Origin of the sequence: Streptomyces sp. NPDC057424 (assembly GCF_042803315.1) — a bacterium.
Classification (GTDB): Bacteria; Actinomycetota; Actinomycetes; order Streptomycetales; family Streptomycetaceae; genus Streptomyces.
The window spans coordinates 79800-99960 of the sequence record NZ_JBHVCP010000014.1; the positions used below are offsets into that span (position 1 = coordinate 79800).

18 protein-coding genes and 2 pseudogenes are annotated in these 20161 nt (G+C 71.3%); 8 read left to right on the forward strand and 12 right to left on the reverse strand.

Translation table 11 applies throughout. The features are described 5' to 3' along the window. Positions 1-24: 24 nt before the first annotated feature. Complete coding sequence (locus ACFU3E_RS14655; protein ID WP_384156687.1) at positions 25-1248, forward strand: trypsin-like serine peptidase; 1224 nt, start codon at positions 25-27, stop codon at positions 1246-1248. Between the two features lie 75 nt (positions 1249-1323). Then, positions 1324-1521 (forward strand): annotated as a pseudogene (locus ACFU3E_RS14660) (hypothetical protein); the annotation flags it as partial. An 85-nt stretch (positions 1522-1606) separates the two neighbouring features. Here the strand turns inward: ACFU3E_RS14660 and hflX are convergent. The 6 genes from hflX to miaA all read right to left on the reverse strand — a co-directional run bounded on the left by hflX (position 1607) and on the right by miaA (position 9895). Beyond that, positions 1607-3100, reverse strand: a complete 1494-nt coding sequence (hflX, locus tag ACFU3E_RS14665) for a GTPase HflX (protein ID WP_384156690.1) — start codon at positions 3098-3100, stop codon at positions 1607-1609. A gap of 126 nt (positions 3101-3226) precedes the next feature. Next, the gene (locus ACFU3E_RS14670) at positions 3227-4792 is read right to left on the reverse strand and encodes a M1 family aminopeptidase (RefSeq protein WP_384156693.1); all 1566 of its coding nucleotides are present in this window, start codon (positions 4790-4792) and stop codon (positions 3227-3229) included. Between the two features lie 128 nt (positions 4793-4920). Beyond that, positions 4921-7095 (reverse strand): RelA/SpoT family protein, encoded by a 2175-nt coding sequence (locus ACFU3E_RS14675; protein WP_384156696.1) that lies wholly within the window; start codon positions 7093-7095, stop codon positions 4921-4923. 296 nt (positions 7096-7391) lie between these two features. Further along, a complete protein-coding gene (gene dapF / locus ACFU3E_RS14680) occupies positions 7392-8264 on the reverse strand; it encodes a diaminopimelate epimerase (protein ID WP_384156699.1) in 873 nt (290 codons plus the stop codon). Between the two features lie 71 nt (positions 8265-8335). After that, positions 8336-8848, reverse strand: a complete 513-nt coding sequence (locus ACFU3E_RS14685; protein ID WP_384156820.1) for a hypothetical protein — start codon at positions 8846-8848, stop codon at positions 8336-8338. A gap of 108 nt (positions 8849-8956) precedes the next feature. Further along, entirely contained in the window at positions 8957-9895 is a 939-nt protein-coding gene (gene miaA, locus ACFU3E_RS14690; RefSeq protein WP_384156702.1) for a tRNA (adenosine(37)-N6)-dimethylallyltransferase MiaA, read from the reverse strand. A gap of 182 nt (positions 9896-10077) precedes the next feature. Between miaA and ACFU3E_RS14695 the strand changes: the two genes are divergently transcribed. Together ACFU3E_RS14695 and ACFU3E_RS14700 are read left to right on the forward strand one after the other, a co-directional pair. Further along, positions 10078-10347: a hypothetical protein gene (locus tag ACFU3E_RS14695; RefSeq protein ID WP_384156705.1), complete on the forward strand. Its 270-nt coding sequence runs from the start codon at positions 10078-10080 to the stop codon at positions 10345-10347. Positions 10348-10373: 26 nt separating this feature from the next. Then, positions 10374-10715 carry an antitoxin gene (locus ACFU3E_RS14700; RefSeq protein WP_384156708.1) on the forward strand — a complete coding sequence of 114 codons (342 nt, stop codon included), beginning with the start codon at positions 10374-10376 and terminating at the stop codon, positions 10713-10715. Between the two features lie 120 nt (positions 10716-10835). Here ACFU3E_RS14700 and ACFU3E_RS14705 read toward each other — a convergent pair whose 3' ends face one another. From ACFU3E_RS14705 to ACFU3E_RS14715, 3 genes and pseudogenes are all read right to left on the reverse strand, one after another. Beyond that, positions 10836-11549, reverse strand: a complete 714-nt coding sequence (locus tag ACFU3E_RS14705; RefSeq protein WP_384156711.1) for a class III extradiol dioxygenase subunit B-like domain-containing protein — start codon at positions 11547-11549, stop codon at positions 10836-10838. A gap of 58 nt (positions 11550-11607) precedes the next feature. Continuing rightward, entirely contained in the window at positions 11608-13122 is a 1515-nt protein-coding gene (miaB, locus tag ACFU3E_RS14710; RefSeq protein WP_384156713.1) for a tRNA (N6-isopentenyl adenosine(37)-C2)-methylthiotransferase MiaB, read from the reverse strand. A gap of 63 nt (positions 13123-13185) precedes the next feature. After that, positions 13186-13410, reverse strand: a pseudogene (locus tag ACFU3E_RS14715) (response regulator transcription factor); the annotation flags it as partial. A 187-nt stretch (positions 13411-13597) separates the two neighbouring features. On the opposite strand from ACFU3E_RS14715, the gene ACFU3E_RS14720 reads away from it, so the two are divergent. Continuing rightward, positions 13598-14083: a cation:proton antiporter regulatory subunit gene (locus ACFU3E_RS14720; RefSeq protein WP_384156716.1), complete on the forward strand. Its 486-nt coding sequence runs from the start codon at positions 13598-13600 to the stop codon at positions 14081-14083. Positions 14084-14087: 4 nt separating this feature from the next. Beyond that, positions 14088-15305: a cation:proton antiporter gene (locus ACFU3E_RS14725; protein ID WP_384156719.1), complete on the forward strand. Its 1218-nt coding sequence runs from the start codon at positions 14088-14090 to the stop codon at positions 15303-15305. Between the two features lie 53 nt (positions 15306-15358). Here ACFU3E_RS14725 and ACFU3E_RS14730 read toward each other — a convergent pair whose 3' ends face one another. Continuing rightward, positions 15359-15766 (reverse strand): MazG nucleotide pyrophosphohydrolase domain-containing protein, encoded by a 408-nt coding sequence (locus tag ACFU3E_RS14730; protein ID WP_384156722.1) that lies wholly within the window; start codon positions 15764-15766, stop codon positions 15359-15361. 98 nt (positions 15767-15864) lie between these two features. Here ACFU3E_RS14730 and ACFU3E_RS14735 point away from each other — a divergent pair, with 98 nt between their 5' ends. Next, positions 15865-16866: a TAXI family TRAP transporter solute-binding subunit gene (locus ACFU3E_RS14735; RefSeq protein WP_384156724.1), complete on the forward strand. Its 1002-nt coding sequence runs from the start codon at positions 15865-15867 to the stop codon at positions 16864-16866. Between the two features lie 127 nt (positions 16867-16993). On the opposite strand, the gene ACFU3E_RS14740 is transcribed toward ACFU3E_RS14735, so the two are convergent. Both ACFU3E_RS14740 and ACFU3E_RS14745 read right to left on the reverse strand, forming a co-directional pair. Continuing rightward, positions 16994-18400, reverse strand: coding sequence for a sensor histidine kinase (locus ACFU3E_RS14740; RefSeq protein WP_384156727.1), 1407 nt, complete (start codon positions 18398-18400; stop codon positions 16994-16996). A gap of 9 nt (positions 18401-18409) precedes the next feature. After that, positions 18410-19096, reverse strand: coding sequence for a response regulator transcription factor (locus ACFU3E_RS14745; RefSeq protein WP_384156729.1), 687 nt, complete (start codon positions 19094-19096; stop codon positions 18410-18412). Between the two features lie 288 nt (positions 19097-19384). Here ACFU3E_RS14745 and ACFU3E_RS14750 point away from each other — a divergent pair, with 288 nt between their 5' ends. Beyond that, positions 19385-20161, forward strand: coding sequence for an amino acid ABC transporter ATP-binding protein (locus ACFU3E_RS14750; protein WP_384156732.1), 777 nt, complete (start codon positions 19385-19387; stop codon positions 20159-20161).

Genomic DNA, 20161 nt, shown 5'->3' on the forward strand with positions numbered 1-20161 from the left:
TTCCGTATCAGGGGGAGTCAGATCATGCGATCCACACGGCCGTCGTCCCATGCCAGCCGAGGGGGGAGGGCGCGCCGCAGGAACTCCCCTCTGTCGGCTGCCGTGGCCCTCGCCTCGGCGCTCGCGCTGACCGCCACCGCCTGCGAGTCGGGCGATGCCACGGCGGGCGGTGAGGTCTCCGCGTCCGCCACCGCCTCCGACGACGGCAAGCTCAGGATCCCGGACGACATCAGGGACCGGCTCCGCGACCACGGGATCGACATCGACAAGTGGAAGAACGGCGCCTGGAAGAACTGGGACCGGGACGACTGGCTGCGCGAGGCCAACGAGTACATCAACCCGATCATCGAGGGGCTCTGGAACCCGGACCGAATGCGCGAGGCCGAGGAGCCCGACCAGGGCGTCGGCGACAGCGACCTCTCCGGTGACCAGGGCGTGACCGACCCGACGCCCGAGCCGGTCGAGGCGCAGGCCGTGCCGCCGTCGTACCACGCCGGCGCCCCGACGGCCGGGAAGGTGTTCTTCGACTCCCCCAAGGGGTCTGCCGTCTGTTCGGCGACCGTGGTGAAGGATCCGGCGCACCCGGGCAAGTCCAACCTGGTGTGGACGGCGGGGCATTGCGTGCACGCGGGCAAGAAGGGCGGCTGGTACCGCAACATCGCGTTCGTGCCGTCGTACAACGACGACGGCAAGCCGGTGGAGGCGCTGGAGAACGCCACCCGTGAGGACGTCGCTCCCTACGGTGTCTGGTGGGGCGACTGGGCACAGACCTCGGACCAGTGGATCGAGCAGGGCGGTTCGACGGGCGGCGACGGCGCGCCGTACGACTTCGCGGTCATCCATGTGACGCCGGAGAAGGGCAGCGGCGGCAAGTCGCTGGAGGAGGTGGTCGGTTCGGCGCTTCCGGTCGACTTCAAGGCGCCCACGGTACCGCAGGTGAAGAGTGTCACGGCGATCGGCTATCCGGCCGCGCCGCCCTACGACGGGCAGAAGCTGTACCGGTGCCAGGACCGGCCCGGGCGGCTCTCGGTCACCGCGTCGGATCCGACGATGTACCGCATCGGCTGCACCATGACCGGCGGTTCGTCCGGCGGCGGCTGGATCGCGACCGGCTCGGACGGCAAGCCTGCGCTGGTGTCCAACACCTCGATCGGCCCGGTCACGTCGGGCTGGCTGGCCGGACCACGCCTGGGCGGCGTGGCCAAGGGCGTGTACGACTCGGTGAGCAAGAAGTTCGCCGGTCGGTGACGGACCGTTGATCCGCGCCGTCGGTGGCCCACCCGGAGCACCCGACGGCCCGGCCCACCGGCCCACCATCGCCCGCCGACGATGTACCGCATCGGCTGCGGCGTGACGGGCGGTTCGTCCGGCGGCGGCTGGTTCCGGGTCCTGAACGGCAAGTCGGTGCCGGTCTCCAACACCTCGATCGGCCCGGCCGACAACACCTGGCCGGCGGGTCCGCAGCTGGGCCGCGACGCCGAGGCGCTCTACCAGAACATGAGCAAGACGTACGGCGGTCGGTGCCCCGCACCGGCTGAAGGCCCGCTCCCTGGTCACAGGAGGCGGGCCTTCTCGCGTTCAGGCGGGATGTGCGCTCAGGCCGGGCTCAGAGCGCCGGCGCCGGAGCGTACGGCGTGAGCTCCGCCGCAAGTTCCTCGTGCACCCGCACTTTGAGCAGGGTCCCCTCCGGGGTGTGCTCCTCGGAGATCACCTCGCCCTCGTCGTGGGCACGGGCGACCAGCTTGCCGTGCGTGTAGGGCACGAGCGCCTCGATCTCGACCGACGGGCGCGGCAGCTCGTTGTCGATGAGTGCCAGCAGCTCCTCGATGCCCAGGCCGGTGCGGGCCGAGACGGCGATGGAGCGCTTCTCGACGCGCAGCAGCCGCTGCAGGGTGAGCGGGTCGGCCGCGTCGGCCTTGTTGATCACGACGATCTCGGGTACGTCGGTGGCGCCGACGTCCCTGATCACCTCGCGTACGGCAGCCAGCTGCTCCTCCGGGACCGGGTGCGAGCCGTCCACCACGTGCAGGATCAGGTCGGACTCGCCGACCTCCTCCATCGTGGAGCGGAACGCCTCGACCAGGTGGTGGGGCAGGTGGCGCACAAAGCCGACCGTGTCGGCCAGCGTGTACAGCCGTCCGCTCGGGGTCTCGGCCCGGCGCACGGTCGGGTCGAGGGTCGCGAACAGGGCGTTCTCGACCAGCACGCCCGCGCCCGTGAGGCGGTTGAGCAGCGAGGACTTGCCGGCGTTGGTGTAGCCCGCGATGGCCACGGACGGCACCTTGTGACGCTTGCGCTCCTGGCGCTTGATCTCGCGGCCGGTCTTCATCTCCGCGATCTCCCGGCGCATCTTCGCCATCTTCTCGCGGATCCGGCGCCGGTCCGTCTCGATCTTGGTCTCACCGGGGCCACGGGTGGCGAGACCGCCGCCCTTGCCGCCGCCCATCTGCCGGGACAGCGACTGACCCCAGCCACGCAGTCTCGGCAGCATGTACTGCATCTGCGCGAGGGCGACCTGTGCCTTGCCCTCTCGGGACTTGGCGTGCTGGGCGAAGATGTCCAGGATCAGGGCCGTCCGGTCGATGACCTTGACCTTGACGACGTCCTCGAGGTGGATCAGCTGGCCGGGGCTGAGTTCACCGTCGCAGATGACGGTGTCCGCGCCCGTCTCGACGACGATGTCACGCAGTTCCTCGGCCTTGCCGGATCCGATGTACGTGGCCGCGTCGGGCTTGTCGCGTCGCTGGGTGACTCCGTCGAGCACCAGCGCGCCGGCCGTCTCGGCGAGGGCGGCGAGCTCCGCGAGGGAGTTCTCCGCGTCCTGCACGGTTCCCGAGGTCCACACGCCGACGAGGACGACCCGCTCCAGGCGGAGCTGGCGGTACTCGACCTCGGTGACGTCCTCGAGCTCGGTGGAGAGACCCACCACACGGCGCAGAGCCGCGCGGTCGGAGCGGTCGAACTGATCGCCGTCCCGCTCTCCGTCGATCTCGTGGCTCCAGGCGACGTCCTCTTCCATCAGGGCATCGGCCCGAAAACCCTCGGGTTGGCTGTGCGCGAAGCGCTTGGAGTCCTGGGAAAAGGAAGAAGAGGAGGTCATTGGATCCTTACGTAGGTGGGAAACCGTTCACTGTCTGCAACGCACGGGCGGTCCGGGAGATTCCCGGCGGCCCGTGCCGCGCCGACCTGAAGATGGTCGCACGGCACGGGGCGTCTCGTCACCGTGTTATCGGGCGGGTGCCCTCGCCGGCCGGGCCTGCTTCGCAGGGGCCTGCGGCTTCGCAGGGGCCTGCGGGTTTGCGGGTGCCTGCGGGTTTGCGGGTGCCTCCTGCTTCCAGTCCGGGTGCCCCGGCATCGGTGGGGTCTTCTCGCCGTAGAGCCAGCCCTGGAAGAAGCCGTCCAGGTCGCGCCCGGAGATCTCGGCGGCGAGCCGGACGAAGTCCTCCGTCGTGGCCGTGTCGTCCTGGTGACGGGTGACCCAGGCGCGTTCCAGGCGTTCGAAGGCCGGGCGGCCGATCTCCTGGCGCAGGGCGTACAGGACGAGCGCGGCCCCGTCGTAGACGTTGGGCCGGAAGATACCGGTCTTGCGGGCGGGGTCGGGTGCCTTGGGGGCGGCGGGTGGTCCGCCGGCGGCGCGCCAGCGGTCGGAGGCGCCGTAGGCGGCCTTCATCCGGTCCCGCAGCGGCTTGCCGGCCTGCTCCTCGGCGTACAACGCCTCGTACCAGGTGGCGTGCCCCTCGTTGAGCCACAGATCGGACCAGGTGCGGGGACTGACGCTGTTGCCGAACCACTGGTGGGCCAGCTCGTGGACCATGATCGATTCGACGTACCACGGGGGGTAGACCGGCTCGGTGAAGAGTTCGCGCTCGAAGAGGGAGAGCGTCTGGGTCTCCAGTTCGAAGCCGGTGGATGCGTCGGCCATGAGCAGGCCGTACGTCTCGAAGGGGTAGCGGCGGCCGACCTTGCTCTCCATCCACTCGATCTGGGCGGGGGTCTTCTCCAGCCAGGGTTCGAGCGCCTTGCGGTGCTCGGTCGGGACGACGTCCCGTACCGGCAGCCCGTGCGGGCCGGTGCGGTGCAGCACCGTGGAGCGGCCGATGGAGACCTGGGCGAGCTCGGTGGCCATGGGGTGCTGGGTGCGGTAGGTCCGGGTCGTCGACCCGCCCGACTTCTCCACGCCGGCGGGCAGGCCGTTGGCGACGGCCGTGTGTCCGTCGGGCGCGGTGACCCGGATGGTGAACATCGCCTTGTCGGAGGGGTGGTCGTTGCACGGGAATACCAGGTGGGCGGCATCGGCCTGGTTGGCCATGGCGAGACCGTCCGCGGTGCGCACCCAGCCGCCCTCGCGGTCCTTGGCGGGCATGGGATCACTGGTGTGCCGCACGGTGATCCGCATCCAGTTGCCGTCCGACACCGAGTCCTCGGGCGTGATCACCAGGTCCTCACCGGCGGTGCGGAACTCCGCGGGGTCGCCGTCGACCTCGACCGACTCGACCGTGCCGTGGGCGAAGTCCAGGTTGACGCGGTCCAGGTCGGCGGTCGTCCAGGCGTCGATGGTGGTGACGGCCCGCAGCGGCTCGCTGTTGTTGCCCGGATAGGTGAAGGAGAGGTCGTACGCCGCCACGTCGTAGCCGGGGTTGCCGAGGTACGGGAAGAGGCGGTCGCCCACGCCGAGCGGGACGGCGGGGGCGCTCGCGGCGACTAGGCAGACGGAGACCGCCGAGGTGAGCAGGGCGGCGGTGGTCCGGCGACGGCTGGGGGTGGTGGCCTGGCTGCGGGGGGTCAGGAGCATGCCCCACGGCTATCAGCGCGCGGGCGGCCGGCGGGGACGGCGCGCTTTCGTCCCACCCGAACCGGGGACCGGGGCCTGCGCCGGGTGCCGCCCCGGCCGCGTGGAGGCCGTCGGCGGCACGCGCCGGGTCAGTCGCCCTGCGGTTGTGGCTGCGCCCGGCTGACGTCGTACACCCCGGCCACGTTGCGCATCGCGCGCATCAGGGCGGGCAGGTGTCCGGCGTCCGGGAGCTGGACGGTGTACGTGTGCCGCACCTGCTGCTGGGTCGGGGGCTCCACGGTCGCCGAGACGATCTCGGCGCCCTCGGAGGCCATGGCCTCGGTGAGGTCGGCCAGCAGATGGGGACGGACGAACGATTCGGCGACCAGGGTGACCCGGCACTCGGCGGCCTCCCCCCAGCGCACGCCGACCTCCGCGCGCCCCCCGTCCTTCATACGCGCCACCGCGGCGCACTCCACGCGGTGCACGGTGACCGCTCCCCCGCGTACGGCGAAGCCGGTGATCCCGTCGGGCGGCACGGGCGTGCAGCAGCGGGCGAGGCGGACGGTCGCGCCGGGCAGGTCGGCGAGGACGTGACCGGTTGCGGCCCGGTCGGCGGGCTGCTCGGGGGCCGCGTCCGGGTCGGGTACGTCGGCGGGCCGGAGGGCCGTCCGGCCCTCGGCGATCCGCGCCTCGCTCTGCTGGGACTCCGCCTGCGCCGGATGGGCGGTCAGCCACCGCTGGATGGCGATCCGGGCCGCGGGCGTGTGGGCGTGCTCCAGCCACTCCCGGGAGGGCTCCGACGCCGGGTCCTGGCCCATGAGGAGCTGGACGGTGTCGCCGTCCTTCAGGACGGTGCTCAGCGTCGCCAGACGGCCGTTCACCCGGGCGCCGATGCAGGCGTGCGCGTCCTCGCCGTACTGCGCGTACGCGGCGTCCACACAGGTCGCGCCCTCGGGCAGGCCGAGCGTGCCGCCGTCTGGCCGGAAGACGGTGATCTCGCGGTCCTGGGCGAGGTCCTCGCGCAGGGTCGACCAGAAGTGGTCGGGGTCGGGTGCCGCCTCCTGCCAGTCGAGGAGCCGGGAGAGCCAGCCGGGGCGGGTGGGGTCGACGCGCTCGCCGTCGGCCGGGTCGTCCGGGGCCGGTGCGTACGGGTTGCCGAGGGCGACGACACCGGCCTCGGCGACCTTGTGCATCTGGTGAGTGCGGATGAGGACCTCGACGACCTGGCCGTTTTCGCGCGCCACGGCCGTGTGCAGCGACTGGTACAGGTTGAACTTCGGTACGGCGATGAAGTCCTTGAACTCCGATACCACCGGCTTCATACAGGTGTGCAGTTCGCCCAGGACGCCGTAGCAGTCGGCGTCCTCGTTCACCAGGACGAGGACGCGGCCGAAGTCGGAGCCGCGGAGCCGGCCGCGTTTGCGGGAGACGCGGTGCACCGAGACGAAGTGACGGGGCCGGATGAGGACTTCGGCCTGGATGTCCGCCTCGCGCAGCACACCGCGTACCTCGTCGGCGACCTCGGCGAGCGGGTCGTCCGTGCGGGCCGCGTTGCGGACGATCAACTCCCTGGTGTGCGCGTACTCCTCGGGATGCAGGATCGCGAAGACCAGGTCTTCCAGTTCGGTCTTGAGCGCCTGGACGCCGAGCCGTTCGGCGAGCGGGATGAGCACGTCACGTGTCACCTTGGCGATGCGCTCCTGTTTCTCGGGGCGCATGACGCCGAGGGTGCGCATGTTGTGCAGCCGGTCGGCGAGTTTGATCGACATGACGCGGACGTCATTGCCGGTGGCGACGAGCATCTTGCGGAATGTCTCGGGCTCGGCGGCGGCGCCGTAGTCGACCTTCTCCAGTTTGGTGACGCCGTCGACGAGGAAGCGGACCTCCTCGCCGAACTGGTCGCGGACCTGGTCGAGCGTCACGTCCGTGTCCTCGACGGTGTCGTGCAGCAGGGACGCGGTCAACGTCGTGGTCTCGGCGCCGAGTTCGGCGAGGATCAGCGTCACGGCGAGCGGGTGTGTGATGTACGGCTCACCGCTCTTGCGCATCTGGCCGCGGTGCGAGGACTCGGCCAGGACGTAGGCGTGGCGCAGGGGCTCCAGGTCCGCGTCGGGATGGTGGGCGCGGTGGGCCTCGACGACATGGCTGATGGCGTCGGGCAGCCGGCCCCGGGTGGTGGGGCCGAGCAGGGCGGCGCGGCCGAGACGGCGCAGGTCGATCCGGGGGCGGGCCTTTCTGCGCGGGGCTGTCGGCGTCACCGGTCCTGACACCGCGCCCGGCATCGGGCCTGGGGTCACGGAATTCGTGGCCTCCGCACTCATGGGCACCTCCGGCTGCGTCAACCGGCGGACGGGGTGCCCCAGAGCGGACACGGCTCAGGGAGCGGCTTCGGTCCCCCGTCCGGGCCGGTGCTTGATGCTACCGAGCCCACCACGCCCGACTGACCGCCTCTCGCCGAGCGTGAAACTGATCACCCATTCGAGGGACGAATGTGAGGTTTGTACCCCCAGAGGTCACGACTTCGTCGAGGTGATTCTCGCCAAGTGGCCGAATACCAACGGTGGTTTCGGGACGGAGGCCGAGGGGGAGCGAGTGTTCCAGGACGAGCTGCCCCGGCTCACGCGGACGCGGCGGTTCCCAGCCAGTCCGCGTCGATCTCGCCTTCGGCCAGGATCACGGCCGGGCCGGTCATCTCGATCTCGCCGTCGGGGCGCTCGGTGATCACCAGGGTGCCGCCGGGGACGTCCACGGTGTAGGTCGCGGGGGTGCCGGTGGCCGTCGGGTCGGCGCCGTCGCGACGCGCGGCGGCCACGGCGACCGCGCACGCGCCCGTGCCGCACGAGCGGGTCTCACCGGAGCCGCGCTCGTGCACGCGCAGCGCGACGTGCCCGGGGCCGCGGTCGGCCACGAACTCGACGTTCACACCGTCCGGGTAGGCGGCGGCCGGGCTGAAGGGGGGCGGGGAGAGCAGGTCACCCGCGTGCGCCAGGTCGTCCACGAAGGCGACCGCGTGCGGGTTGCCCATGCTGACGTTCCGGGCGGGCCAGCTGCGCTCGCCGACACTCACCGTGACGTCGCCCTCGGGGAGCACTGCCTTGCCCATGCCCACGGTCACGTCGCCGTTCTTGGCGATGTGCACGGTCTTCACGCCCCCGCGGGTGGCGACAGCGAGGTCCCCCTCGGTCGCGTGGCCGGCGCGCTGGAGGTAGCGCGCGAACACCCGCACGCCGTTGCCGCACATCTCCGCGATCGAGCCGTCGCCGTTGCGGTAGTCCATGAACCACTCCGCCTCGGCCGCCATGCCCTTGGCCTCCGGGTGGGCGGCGGACCGCACGACGTGCAGCAGCCCGTCTCCACCGATGCCCGCGCGCCGGTCGCACAGGGCGGCGACGGCGGCCGGGGGCAGGTCGATGGTGTTCTCGGGGTCCGGGACGATCACGAAGTCGTTCTCGGTGCCGTGGCCCTTGAGGAAGGCGATCCGCGTGCTCATGCCTCGATCGTAAGGGGTGCCTAGGACAGTGCCGGCGTGCCTGGGACAGCACCCCCGCGCTCCTACGGCGATCAGCGCAGCCGTGCCACTCGCCACACGGCGAGGACCACCACGAGGGCCACGACCAGGGCGTACGCGAGGACGACCCGCCAGTCGGGTCTGCGGCCGGAGCCGCGGGCCGGCAGGCCCGGCCAGGTGTAGCCGACGCGGCGGGCGGCCATCATGCCCCAGCCGGCCGCGCACGAGCAGATCAGCAGACCCAGCATGGCGATGACGGCCCCGCTGTCGCCGAAGTCGAAGGCGAGCGGGAACGCGAACATCAGGGAGCCGAGTGCCGCGAGGCCCACGATGGGGGCGAGCTGCCAGATGCGGAGCCGGCGCTGCGGGCGCAGCTCGACCTCGACCTCGTCCGCGAACATCTCGCCGGGCTCGGGACCGTCGTCCGTCACACCCTGCGTCTCGTCGGGCCCGTCGGAGCTGAGGTGGTCCGCCTCCTGCTCCGGCTCGTCCCGGTGCCCCGTCTCATCCCGCTCGGCGGTGATGTGATCGGTGCTTCGTGCGGTGTCGCGAGGGCCGGCCTCCATCGCCACGCGCCCTCCCAACTAGGACTCAACTCGGTCGATCGAAGCTCGATGATGGCACGCCGCCGAAGGACCGGATGACGGCCTGGGCGTCCCGATGCCATGACGTGATCAGGCTGTAACCGGTCGTTCGACCAAGGACAGCGCGAGCTGCGGAAGTTCCGTGAGATCGGCCGCTGCCCCACTCAACCAGTGCACCCGCGGGTCGCGCCTGAACCACGAATCCTGGCGGCGCGCGAAGCGCTTGGTGGCACGCACGGTCTCGGTCCGCGCTTCCTCGAGCGTGCACTCCCCGGCGAGCGCCGCGAGCACCTGCTGGTAGCCGAGCGCGCGCGAGGCCGTACGCCCTTCACGCAACCCCTGCGCCTGAAGTGCGCTCACCTCGTCCACCAGGCCGGCGTCCCACATCCGGCCGACACGGCGTGCGATGCGCTCGTCCAGCTCGGGGCGGGCCACGTCGACGCCGATCTGGAGGGTGTCGTACACCGAGTCGTGGCCGGGGAGATTGGCCGTGAAGGGCCTTCCGGTGATCTCGATCACCTCCAGGGCGCGGACGACCCGGCGGCCGTTGTTCGGCAGGATCGCCCGAGCGGCCTCGGGGTCGGCGGCGGCCAGGCGGGCGTGCAGCGCGCCGGAGCCACGCAGCGTGAGTTCCTCCTCCAGCCGGGCGCGGACCTCGGGGTCGGTACCGGGGAACTCCAGGTTGTCGACGGCCCCGCGCACATAGAGTCCGGAGCCGCCGACCAGGATCGGCCAGCGGCCCTCGGCGAGCAGGGCCTCGATCCGCTCCCGGGCCAGGCGCTGATACTCGGCGACGGACGCCGTGACGGTCACGTCCCAGACGTCCAGCAGGTGGTGGGGGACGCCGCCACGCTCTTCGGGCGTCAGCTTGGCGGTGCCGATGTCCATCCCTCGGTAGAGCTGCATGGAGTCGGCGTTGACGACCTCGCCGCCGAGACGCTGGGCCAGGAATACGCCCAGATCGGACTTTCCGGCCGCAGTTGGTCCGACTACGGCGATGACGCGGGGGGCGGAGGGTGCACTGCTCACCGCCCCAGTCTCGCAAACATCAACCCCTGGTCTCGAACGAGTTACGTGACGCGACGGCCGCGGGGTCGTTGCCCGTTGCGAGGTTCCTGCCGCCGGATCGCAGAGGCGGTGGCCCGGGCCGCGCAAATTGACGCACCGGGCAACGCGGGATTTCGCCCGCACGAGTAACGTATGGAGTGGATATGGGCGTTTTTGCACGACTTCTCCGGCGGTCGAAGGCCACGGCGGAGACGCCGGCGGCCGAGGCCCAGACCAGCACGGCGAAGGCCGGGCCCGAGACGGCGGCAGCCGAGGCAGCGGAGACGAAGGTCACCGACGGAGCCGAGGACGCGGCGAAGCCGACTGCCGAGGACCCCACCGAGGTCACCGAGCCCGAGGGCGTCGACATCCCCAAGCAGCAGTCCACCGACAAGGCGGCCGACAACGAGGCCGGCGAGGGCGCCCGTACGTGACCGCCCCGCGCGAGGGAAGGTGAGCCATGGGTCTCCTGGAGAACGTGAAAGCCAAGCTGAGCCCGGCCATGAGCAAGGTCTCGGACCTCGCACACCGGCACGAGGGCAAGATCCACCACGGTCTCGACAAGGCAGCGCATGCCGTCGACAGGAGGACCAAGGGCAAGTACAGCAACAGGATCCAGTCAGGCGCGGGCCGGGCCAAGGGCGCCATGGACCGACTCACCCACCATGGCGACCGCACACCTCACCCCGGCGGCACGACGACGCCGCCCGGGACCGGCCGGACGGCTCCCTCACGGGACCCGGCTCCCCCACCGGAGGCGGGCGGCACTCCGCGTCCGGAGGCACCGCCTCCCGCTTCCTGAGCGCGCATCAGCGCAGCAGGTTCCGAGCGCACACCGGCACACGGAGAGGCACATCGGCGCACGGCCGCGGAGCCAGAGGGCTCCCGGCCGTCCGCCGTTTCCCGCGCCCTGCCGCCCGGCCTACGACCAGGCGGCGACGACGTATCCCACGCCGTACGGCGCGGCCTCGTACAGCAGCGAACCGCCGAGGTCCGCGCCCTCGGCCGCGCCCGCCAGGACCTGCCAGGGGGCCCGGCCGGACACCTTCAGCTCCTGCGCCAGCCGGGTGTCCAGCGTGGCCAGTGCGGCCGTGTCCGCCGCGCCGAGCGCCCGTGCGACCTCCGCGTCGAAGGGCGCCGCCCGCTCGTCCAGATAGCCCGGGGCCTTGAGGGTCCGGCACGCGCTGGCGTCACCCAGCACCAGCAGGGCCACCCGCTCGTCCCGGGCGGCGATGTCCCTCCCGGTCCGCGCGCACAGCTCGGGCGGGTACGACTCCCCCACCCCGAGTCCCTCGACCGGGGCGTCGGACCATCCGGTCCGCTCCAGCAGCCAGGCCGCCACCGCCAACGCGTACGGCAGCCGCGGTTCCGTGCCCGCGCCCCCGGCCGGTCCCAGCCGTACGGCGAGGTCGACGCCGAAGCCCCGGAAGGACCCCGCTGTTCCCTCCGGGTACGTCTCGGGCCGCGCACGGTCCACCGGTCCGACGACCACGAGCCGGCCGGGCCTGGCAGCGGCGAGCACGCCCAGCGCGTCCGTACATGCGGCCCGCGCGGGATCCAGTTCCGGGGCTGCGCCCGCGGCGACCTCGGGAACCAGGAGGGGCGGGCAGGGGCAGACGGCGGCGGCGACAAGCATGATCGGCAGGGTAGCTCTCAGGAGCCGCCGCTACCGCACGGGGCGGCAGCGGTCCGGGTCAGTCGCGGCCGCACCCACTCGCCACGGCCGGCAGGGGCTCGGGGGCGCCGACCTTCGGCAGGCCCAGCATCACGCCGGCGGGCTTGGCCTGCTCGGCCGCGTTCCGCTTCTCCCAGGCGTCCCCCGCGCGCGTGCGGCGCACGTCCAGCACAGCGCCCTCGGCGAGGAGGTGGTGCGGGGCGGCGTAGGTGATCTCGACGGTGACCACGTCGCCGGGGCGGACCTCCTGGTCCGGCTTGGTGAAGTGGACGAGGCGGTTGTCGGGGGCGCGGCCGGACAGGCGGTGGGTGGTGTCGTCCTTGCGGCCCTCGCCCTCGGCGACCATCAGCTCCAGTGTGCGGCCGACCTGCTTCTTGTTCTCCTCCCAGGAGATCTCTTCCTGGAGGGCGACGAGCCGCTCGTAGCGTTCCTGGACGACCTTCTTGGGGATCTGGCCGTCCATCTCGGCGGCCGGGGTGCCGGGACGCTTGGAGTACTGGAACGTGAACGCCTGGGCGAAGCGGGCCTCGCGCACCACGTGCAGCGTCTGCTCGAAGTCCTCCTCGGTCTCGCCGGGGAAGCCCACGATGATGTCGGTGCTGATCGCGGCGTGCGGGATGGCGGCGCGGACCTTCTCGATGATCCCCAGGAAGCGCTCCTGGCGGTAGGAGCGGCGCATCGCCTTCAGGACCGGGTCCGAGCCGGACTGGAGCGGCATGTGCAGCTGCGGCATCACGTTCGGCGTCTCGGCCATGGCGGCGATCACGTCGTCGGTGAAGTCCCGCGGGTGCGGGGAGGTGAAGCGGACACGCTCCAGTCCGTCGATCTTCCCGCAGGCGCGCAGCAGCTTGCTGAAGGCCTCGCGGTCGCCGATGTCGGAGCCGTACGCGTTGACGTTCTGACCGAGCAGCGTGATCTCGGAGACGCCCTCGGCGACCAGCGCCTCGATCTCGGCGAGGATGTCGCCGGGGCGGCGGTCCTTCTCCTTGCCGCGCAGGGCCGGGACGATGCAGAAGGTGCAGGTGTTGTTGCATCCGACGGAGATGGAGACCCAGGCCGCGTACGCGCTCTCGCGGCGGGTGGGCAGCGTCGAGGGGAACGCCTCCAGCGACTCGGCGATCTCGACCTGCGCCTCGTCCTGCACGCGCGCGCGTTCCAGCAGGACGGGCAGCTTGCCGATGTTGTGGGTGCCGAAGACGACGTCCACCCAGGGCGCCCTCTTCACGATGGTGTCGCGGTCCTTCTGCGCGAGACAGCCGCCGACCGCGATCTGCATGCCGGGGCGGCTCGCCTTCTTCGGGGCGAGGTGGCCGAGGTTGCCGTACAGCTTGTTGTCGGCGTTCTCCCGCACGGCACAGGTGTTGAAGACGACGACGTCCGCCTCGTCGGCGTCCTCCGGGACGCGGACGTAGCCGGCGTCCTCCAGCAGTCCGGACAACCGCTCGGAGTCGTGGACGTTCATCTGGCACCCGTAGGTGCGTACCTCGTATGTGCGCGTGCCGCCCACTGACTGGCTCCGGTCGATGCTGCTCATGGGGACAAGGGTAGGCGGTCGGCGCATGTGGCTCGGCCGCCTGTGGACAACCCCGCAGCGGGCTCAGGGCTCGATGAGTCCGGCCCTGATCACGTGCCGGGCCGGCTCCAGGCGGTCGCGCATGCCGAGTTTCTGGAGGAGATTGGCGCGGTGGCGCTCTACGGTCTTGGCGCTGGTGAAGAGGAGGTCGCCGATCTCCTTCGAGGTGTGGCCCTCGGCGACCAGCTCGAGGGTCTCCTCCTCGTGTTCGGTGATGGCCCTCTCCGGCAGGCCGTCGCCCCGGTGCACCGCCCCCCTCCCCCCTCTCCGGTGACCGGCCGCTGCGTATGTCCGTCACGACACCCGTGTCGTCACCGTACGGCCGGATGGGAGCATGCGGACGTGACCCGTCCGATGATCGGCGCCGCTCATCAGGCCGTCAAAGCGCGATAGCCAAGTCGGATAATGCGAAACAAGGCAAACGAGGGGAAGTATCGTGTCAGCTCCGCGCCTGAGGGCGACGCCGCTGCCGGGGATCGGGGTCCAGTACGACCTGGAGACCCGTGAACACCGCCATCTGTCGGTGGTGGCGCACCGCGACGGCACGCGCACGGTGAACGTGTACCGGGCCGACGATCCGGACTCCTGCGCGCAGTCCCTGCGGCTGACCAGCTCGGAGGCGGGTTCGCTGATCGACGCGCTGAAGCCGTCCCACCACAGCCCGAGCCTGCTGTACACCACGGACCTGGGGCTGGTCGCCGAGCGGATCGAGGTGGCCGCGACCTCGCGCTGGAACGGGCGGGAGCTGGGCGACATGCGGATGCGGACGGAGACGGGCGCGTCGGTGGTGGCCGTGCTGCGCCGCGCCGAGGCCATCCCGTCACCCGCGCCGGACTTCCGGCTGGCCGGTGGTGACACGCTGATCGTCGTCGGCACCCGTGAGGGCGTCGACGCGGCCGCGACCATACTCGGGCGGGAGTGAGCCGTTGCACTCCGCGGTTCTGCTCATCGAGTTCGGTTCCATCATTCTCGGCCTCGGCCTGCTCGGCCGGTTCGCCGCCCGGTTCCGGCTCTCGCCGATACCCCTGTACCTCCTGGCAGGTCTGGCCTTCGGCGAGGGCGGTCTGCTGCCGCTGGGCGCGAGCGAGGAGTTCGTCGCCACGGGCGCGGAGATCGGCGTCATCCTGCTCCTGCTGATGCTGGGCCTGGAGTACACGGCGAGCGATCTGGTCTCCAACCTCAAGACCCACTACCCGTCCGGTCTGGTCGACTGCGCCCTCAACGCGCTGCCCGGGGCGGCCGTGGCGCTGCTGCTCGGCTGGGGTCCGGTGGCCGCCGTCGTGCTGGCCGGAGTCACCTGGATCTCGTCGTCCGGCGTGATCGCGAAGGTGCTGGGCGACCTGGGCCGGGTCGGCAACCGAGAGACGCCGGTGATCCTCAGCGTGCTGGTGCTGGAGGACCTGGCGATGGCGGTGTACCTGCCCATCGTCACGGCGCTGGTGGCCGGAGCCGGACTGATGGCCGGCAGCGTGACACTGGCCATCGCGCTGGGCGCGGCCGGACTCGTGCTGTTCCTGGCCTTGCGCTACGGCAGGCTCATCTCACGGTTCGTCTCCAGCGACGACCCGGAGAAGCTGCTGCTGGTCGTGCTGGGTCTGACGATCCTGGTCGCGGGTATCGCGCAGCAGCTCCAGGTGTCGGCGGCGGTGGGGGCCTTCCTGGTGGGCATCGCGCTGTCGGGCGAGGTCGCGGAGGGTGCGCACACCCTGCTGAGCCCTCTGCGCGACCTGTTCGCGGCGGTCTTTTTCGTCTTCTTCGGGCTGCACACCGACCCGTCGAGCATCCCGCCCGTCCTGCTGCCCGCCCTCGCACTGGCCGCCGTCACCGCGCTGACGAAGATCGCCACCGGGTACTGGGCGGCCCGGCGGGCCGGGATCTCCGTGAAGGGCCGCTGGCGGGCGGGCGGCGCGCTGGTGGCCCGCGGCGAGTTCTCGATCGTCATCGCGGGCCTCGCGGTCGCGGCGGGTGTCGAACCGTCCCTCGGCCCCCTGGCCACGGCCTACGTGCTGATCCTGGTCGTGCTGGGCCCGCTGACCGCGCGTTACACCGAGCCGGTGGCGTCCTGGTGGGCCCGTCGACGCGAGCCCCGCCGTCCGGAGCCCGCGCCCCGGGCTGCCGAGGCCGAGGCACCGGTAGCCGACTGAGGGGGTGGGGCCGGGCGGCCCGGGTCCGGATGGCCCGGAGCGTGCCCCCCGGGTCAGGCGCCTCCGCCCGGCACCCATCCCTGCCGGCGCAGCACCCCTGGCACGTCCGGCGCCTCGTAGTGCTCTCCCTTGAGGACCTTGCCGTCCTCGCGGCGGGACACCGAGCCGTCGGGGCCGATCTTCGTCATGTTGGAGCGGTGGATCTCGGCGAGCACCGCGTCCAGGTCGATGCCGTGCACGAGAGCGGTGCCGTACGCGACGTAGACCACGTCCGCCAGCTCGTGGGCGAGCCGGTCGAGCGGGCCCCGCACCGACACCTCGGCGACCTCCGCGGCCTCCTCCGCGAGGAGGTCGCCGCGGTGTGCGGCCAGTTCCGGTGAGACCTCCGTCGGCGAACTGCGGGCGTCCAGGCCGAATGCGCGGTGGAATTCACGGACCAGGTCGGCGGGCGAAGAGCTCATGGGGGCGACTGTAGTGGCGCCCGCCGACACGCCCCCGCCCTCCCCCTGTGACCCGTTGCCCTGGTCAGGGGGGCGCCCCGGCTGGCAGGATCGCCCGCATGTCCAGAACGCTTCCCCCCATCGGCAGGCGCCGGGCCCTGCAGGGCGGCACCGCCTCCCTCGTGGTCCTCGGCCTGCTGATGTGGTGGCTGCGTCCCTGGGCCGAGGAGCCGCCGAGCGGGACCATCACGTTCAGCACGGGCACCCGAGCGGGGGTCTACCACGAGTACGGGGAACTCCTGCGCAACGAGATCGACAAGGACATGCCCGAGCTGAAGGTGCGGCTGCTGACCAGCGCCGGCTCGCAGGAGAACGTCGCCGACGTGGCGACCGGCAGGACCGACTTCGCGATCGCCGCCGCGGACGCGGTCGCCACGTACGGACTCGACAACGGCCCGGGCGCCGACCGGCTGCGCGGCGTGGCCCGTCTGTACGACGACTACGTCCAGCTCGTCGTGGCGCCCGACTCGGACATCCACTCGGTCGCCGACCTGCGGGGCAAGCGCGTGGCCATAGGGCTGCCCGACTCCGGCGTACGGCTGATAGCCAACGGCGTTCTCAAGGCGGCCGGCATCGACCCCGAGAAGGACATCAAGCCGTCGTCGGACGGCATCGACACCGGGCCCAGGCGGCTCGGGCACGGCCTCGACGCCTTCTTCTGGTCGGGCGGACTGCCCACGGACGGTCTCAGCCGGCCGGCCAAGGAGTCGTCATCGGCCTTCCGGTTCGTGCCGATCGATGCCACGCTCGTGGCCAAACTGCACGACCAGGGCGGTGCCACGCGCTACTACCGCGCCACCAAGATGCCCGAGTCGGCCTACCCCACCATCCAGCGCGGCACCCCGGTGCCCACCCTGGCCGTGTCCAACATGCTGCTCACGCGCAGCGACATGGATCCGCGGCTCACCAAATGGCTGACCCGCACGGTGCTCGACAGCAGGGACCTCATCGGCGCGACCGTCCACTCCGCCCAGCTGGTCGACGTCCGCACCGCGATCTACACCGACCCGCTGCAGCTGCACGCCGGTGCCCGGCGCTACTACCAGTCGGTCAAGCCGTAGCGCCCGAGCCCTCCGCTTGCCGGCTGCCGTCCTGCCGCAGCGCCCGGTCCTCGCCGTCGCCATCCGCCTTGCGGCAACGCCCGGCCTCCGCCGTCGCACTCCGTCATGCGGCAACGCCCGGCCTCCGTCATGCCGCAGGCGCCGACCTCGGCACCGCCACCGTCACCTTCAGCCCGTGCGGCTCGTGACGGTCGAACGCGATCGAACCGCCGCCCGCCGCGAGCAGTGCCCGAGAGATGGACAGCCCGAGGCCCGAGCCCTTGACGTTCTGATGCCGGCCGCTGCGCCAGAAGCGGTCGCCTACGCGGGCCAGCTCCTCGTCGGTGAGACCGGGGCCGTGATCAGTGACGACGACGGTGGAGGTGTCCCCGTGGGAGGCCACGGTCACCTCGACGGTCTGGTCACCGGGGGTGAACTTCACCGCGTTGTCGATGACCGCGTCCAGCGCGCTGGACAGCGCGACCGGGTCGGCCCACGCGGTGGTGGGCCGGCAGTCCCCCACCAGGCGTACGCCCTTGGCCTCGGCGGTCGGGGCCCAGGCCGCGAGGCGTTCGGCGGTGAGGCCGCCGATGTCGGTGATCTTCAGATCCGCCTCGGTGTGCTCGGCCAGCGCCAGGTCGAGCAGGTCGTCCAGGACCTGCGCGAGGCGCTTGCCCTCGGCCTGGACCGAGGCGATCTCCTTGTTGCCCTCGGGCAGCTCGAAGGAGAGCAGCTCGATGCGCAGCAGCAGCGCCGCGAGAGGGTTGCGCAGCTGGTGCGAGGCGTCGGCGACGAAGGCGCGCTGCTGCTCCAGCACGTCCTCGACGTTGTCGGCCATCTCGTTGAACGACCGGGCCAGCCGCTGGAGTTCCGGCGGCCCGCCGGCGGCGGCGACCCGGGACTTGAGCCGCCCGGTGGCGATGTCGTGGGTGGTGGCGTCCAGGACCCGCACGGGCTTGAGCACCCAGCCGGTCAGCCGCAGGGCGGCACCGACGGCCAGCAGCATCGCGGCGGACTCACCCGCGCCGATGACCAGCCAGCCGTGCAGGGTGCGCGAGCGCATCTGCCCGGTCGGCGAGTCGGTGACGACGACCGCGACGACGTCGCCGTCCCGGATGACCGGCGAGGCGACCACCAGGGTGCGGCGCTGCCAGGGCCACACCTGCTTCGGGTCGTGGCTGCGGCGACTGAGCTTCGCCTCGTCGAAGGCGTCCCGGACCTCGCCCTCCTTGGGCAGGGACCACTTGGCGGGAGCCTGGGCCATGGGGTGGCCGGTGCGGTAGAAGACACCGGAGCGGATGCCGTAGACCTCGTAGTAGCTGCGGAGCTCGCTGCTGAGGGTGGCCAGGCGCTCGTTCTCGAACGCGCTGGTGGCACCGTCGGGAGAGTCGGTGACGAACTGTGCGAGGGCCGCGAAGCGTGCCGTGTCGTCGATCCGGTCGACCACGACGTTCTGCTGCTGCGCGCCGGCGAGGCTGACCGCGAGCGGGATGCCGAGCGCGAGGAGCACGGCCGCCATCAGGACGATGAGCAGCGGGAGCAGACGAGTGCGCACCCGGCCCCGCTATACGGAGGGCGCGACGAGCCGGTAGCCGACTCCGCGTACGGTCTCGATGAGGGCGGGCATCCGCAGCTTGGCGCGCAGGGACGCGACGTGCACCTCGAGGGTGCGCCCGGTCCCCTCCCAGCTGGTCTGCCACACATCGCTGATGATCTGCTCGCGGCGGAAGACCACGCCGGGCCGCTGAGCGAGCAGGGCCAGCAGGTCGAACTCCTTGCGGGTCAGCTGGATCACCGACCCGTCCACGGTGACCCTCCGCGTGGGCAGCTCGATGTGCACCGGGCCGAGCCGCAGCTCGGTCTCGATGCCGCTGGAGGTGTCCTCGTGGGAGGTGCGCCGGCTCACCGCGTGGATGCGGGCGAGCAGCTCCCCGGTGTCGTAGGGCTTCACCACGTAGTCGTCGGCGCCCAGGTTGAGGCCGTGGATGCGGGAGCGCACGTCGGAGCGCGCGGTGACCATGATCACCGGGGTGCTGGTGCGCTTGCGGATCTTGCCGCAGACCTCGTATCCGTCCTGGTCGGGCAGGCCGAGGTCGAGGAGGACGACACCGAAGCAGTCGCCCTCGGGAACGAGTGCCTGGAGGGCTTCCTCACCGCTGCGCGCGTGCGTGACGTCGAACCCGTGCCGCGCCAGAACCGCCGACAGGGCGGCGGCGACGTGGTTGTCGTCCTCGACGAGCAGCAGTCTCATCCGGGCCCCTTTCGGTTCACTGGCCGTACGATCTGGAGGTGTACAAAAAGGCGTGCACGCGCGCGTGCACCGTGTGCAGTCACGCTGATGGATGAGGACGGCGTCAAGAGGGTTCCGGTTGCGGACCGCTTCCGTTACCCGGCTGGTATGAGCGCTGGTCCCAAGTGCTACGACACGTGTCCGATTGCTATCGGATCGTGATGCTCAGATTCCCCTCAGATGTAATGACGCAGGTCGTAGAGGGTAACTACTGTCCTCCGAAACCGAGGAGGACGGAGCCTGAGAGCGATGACCGAAGTATCGGTGGCCAAGGAAGATGTGGCCGCGACCGGAGAACTGGTCGTCCTGAAGAGCGTCAACAAGCACTTCGGCGCGTTGCACGTACTCCAGGACATCGACCTGACGATCGCCCGCGGTGAAGTCGTCGTGGTCATCGGGCCCTCCGGGTCCGGCAAGTCCACCCTGTGCCGCACCATCAACCGCCTGGAGACGACCGACTCCGGCACGATCACGATCGACGGCAAGCCGCTGCCCGCCGAGGGCAGGGAGCTGGCCAAGCTGCGCGCCGATGTCGGGATGGTCTTCCAGTCCTTCAACCTCTTCGCGCACAAGACCGTGCTCGAGAACGTGATGCTCGGCCAGATCAAGGTCCGCAAGAAGGACAAGAAGGCGGCCGAGGAGCGGGCCCGGGCGCTGCTCGACCGGGTCGGCGTGTCCGCGCAGGCCGAGAAGTACCCGGCACAGCTCTCCGGCGGCCAGCAGCAGCGCGTCGCCATCGCACGGGCACTGGCCATGGAGCCGAAGGTGATGCTCTTCGACGAGCCGACCTCCGCGCTCGACCCCGAGATGATCAACGAGGTGCTGGAGGTCATGCAGCAGCTCGCCCGCGACGGCATGACCATGATCGTCGTCACCCATGAGATGGGTTTTGCACGATCGGCCGCAAACCGCGTGGTGTTCATGGCAGACGGCCGAATCGTCGAGGAGGCTGCGCCCGACCAGTTCTTCAGCAGTCCGCGCAGCGATCGCGCCAAGGACTTCCTGTCGAAGATCCTGCATCACTGA

Bases quoted from the DNA above. Each gene is read 5' to 3' on its own strand.
- ACFU3E_RS14655 (WP_384156687.1), top strand. From the start codon at position 25: ATGCGATCCACACGGCCGTCGTCCCATGCCAGCCGAGGGGGGAGGGCG.
- hflX (WP_384156690.1), bottom strand. From the start codon at position 3,100: ATGACCTCCTCTTCTTCCTTTTCCCAGGACTCCAAGCGCTTCGCGCAC.
- ACFU3E_RS14670 (WP_384156693.1), bottom strand. From the start codon at position 4,792: ATGCTCCTGACCCCCCGCAGCCAGGCCACCACCCCCAGCCGTCGCCGG.
- ACFU3E_RS14675 (WP_384156696.1), bottom strand. From the start codon at position 7,095: ATGAGTGCGGAGGCCACGAATTCCGTGACCCCAGGCCCGATGCCGGGC.
- dapF (WP_384156699.1), bottom strand. From the start codon at position 8,264: ATGAGCACGCGGATCGCCTTCCTCAAGGGCCACGGCACCGAGAACGAC.
- ACFU3E_RS14685 (WP_384156820.1), bottom strand. From the start codon at position 8,848: ATGGAGGCCGGCCCTCGCGACACCGCACGAAGCACCGATCACATCACC.
- ACFU3E_RS14695 (WP_384156705.1), top strand. From the start codon at position 10,078: ATGGGCGTTTTTGCACGACTTCTCCGGCGGTCGAAGGCCACGGCGGAG.
- ACFU3E_RS14700 (WP_384156708.1), top strand. From the start codon at position 10,374: ATGGGTCTCCTGGAGAACGTGAAAGCCAAGCTGAGCCCGGCCATGAGC.
- ACFU3E_RS14705 (WP_384156711.1), bottom strand. From the start codon at position 11,549: ATGCTTGTCGCCGCCGCCGTCTGCCCCTGCCCGCCCCTCCTGGTTCCC.
- miaB (WP_384156713.1), bottom strand. From the start codon at position 13,122: ATGAGCAGCATCGACCGGAGCCAGTCAGTGGGCGGCACGCGCACATAC.
- ACFU3E_RS14730 (WP_384156722.1), bottom strand. From the start codon at position 15,766: ATGAGCTCTTCGCCCGCCGACCTGGTCCGTGAATTCCACCGCGCATTC.
- ACFU3E_RS14735 (WP_384156724.1), top strand. From the start codon at position 15,865: ATGTCCAGAACGCTTCCCCCCATCGGCAGGCGCCGGGCCCTGCAGGGC.
- ACFU3E_RS14745 (WP_384156729.1), bottom strand. From the start codon at position 19,096: ATGAGACTGCTGCTCGTCGAGGACGACAACCACGTCGCCGCCGCCCTG.
- ACFU3E_RS14750 (WP_384156732.1), top strand. From the start codon at position 19,385: ATGACCGAAGTATCGGTGGCCAAGGAAGATGTGGCCGCGACCGGAGAA.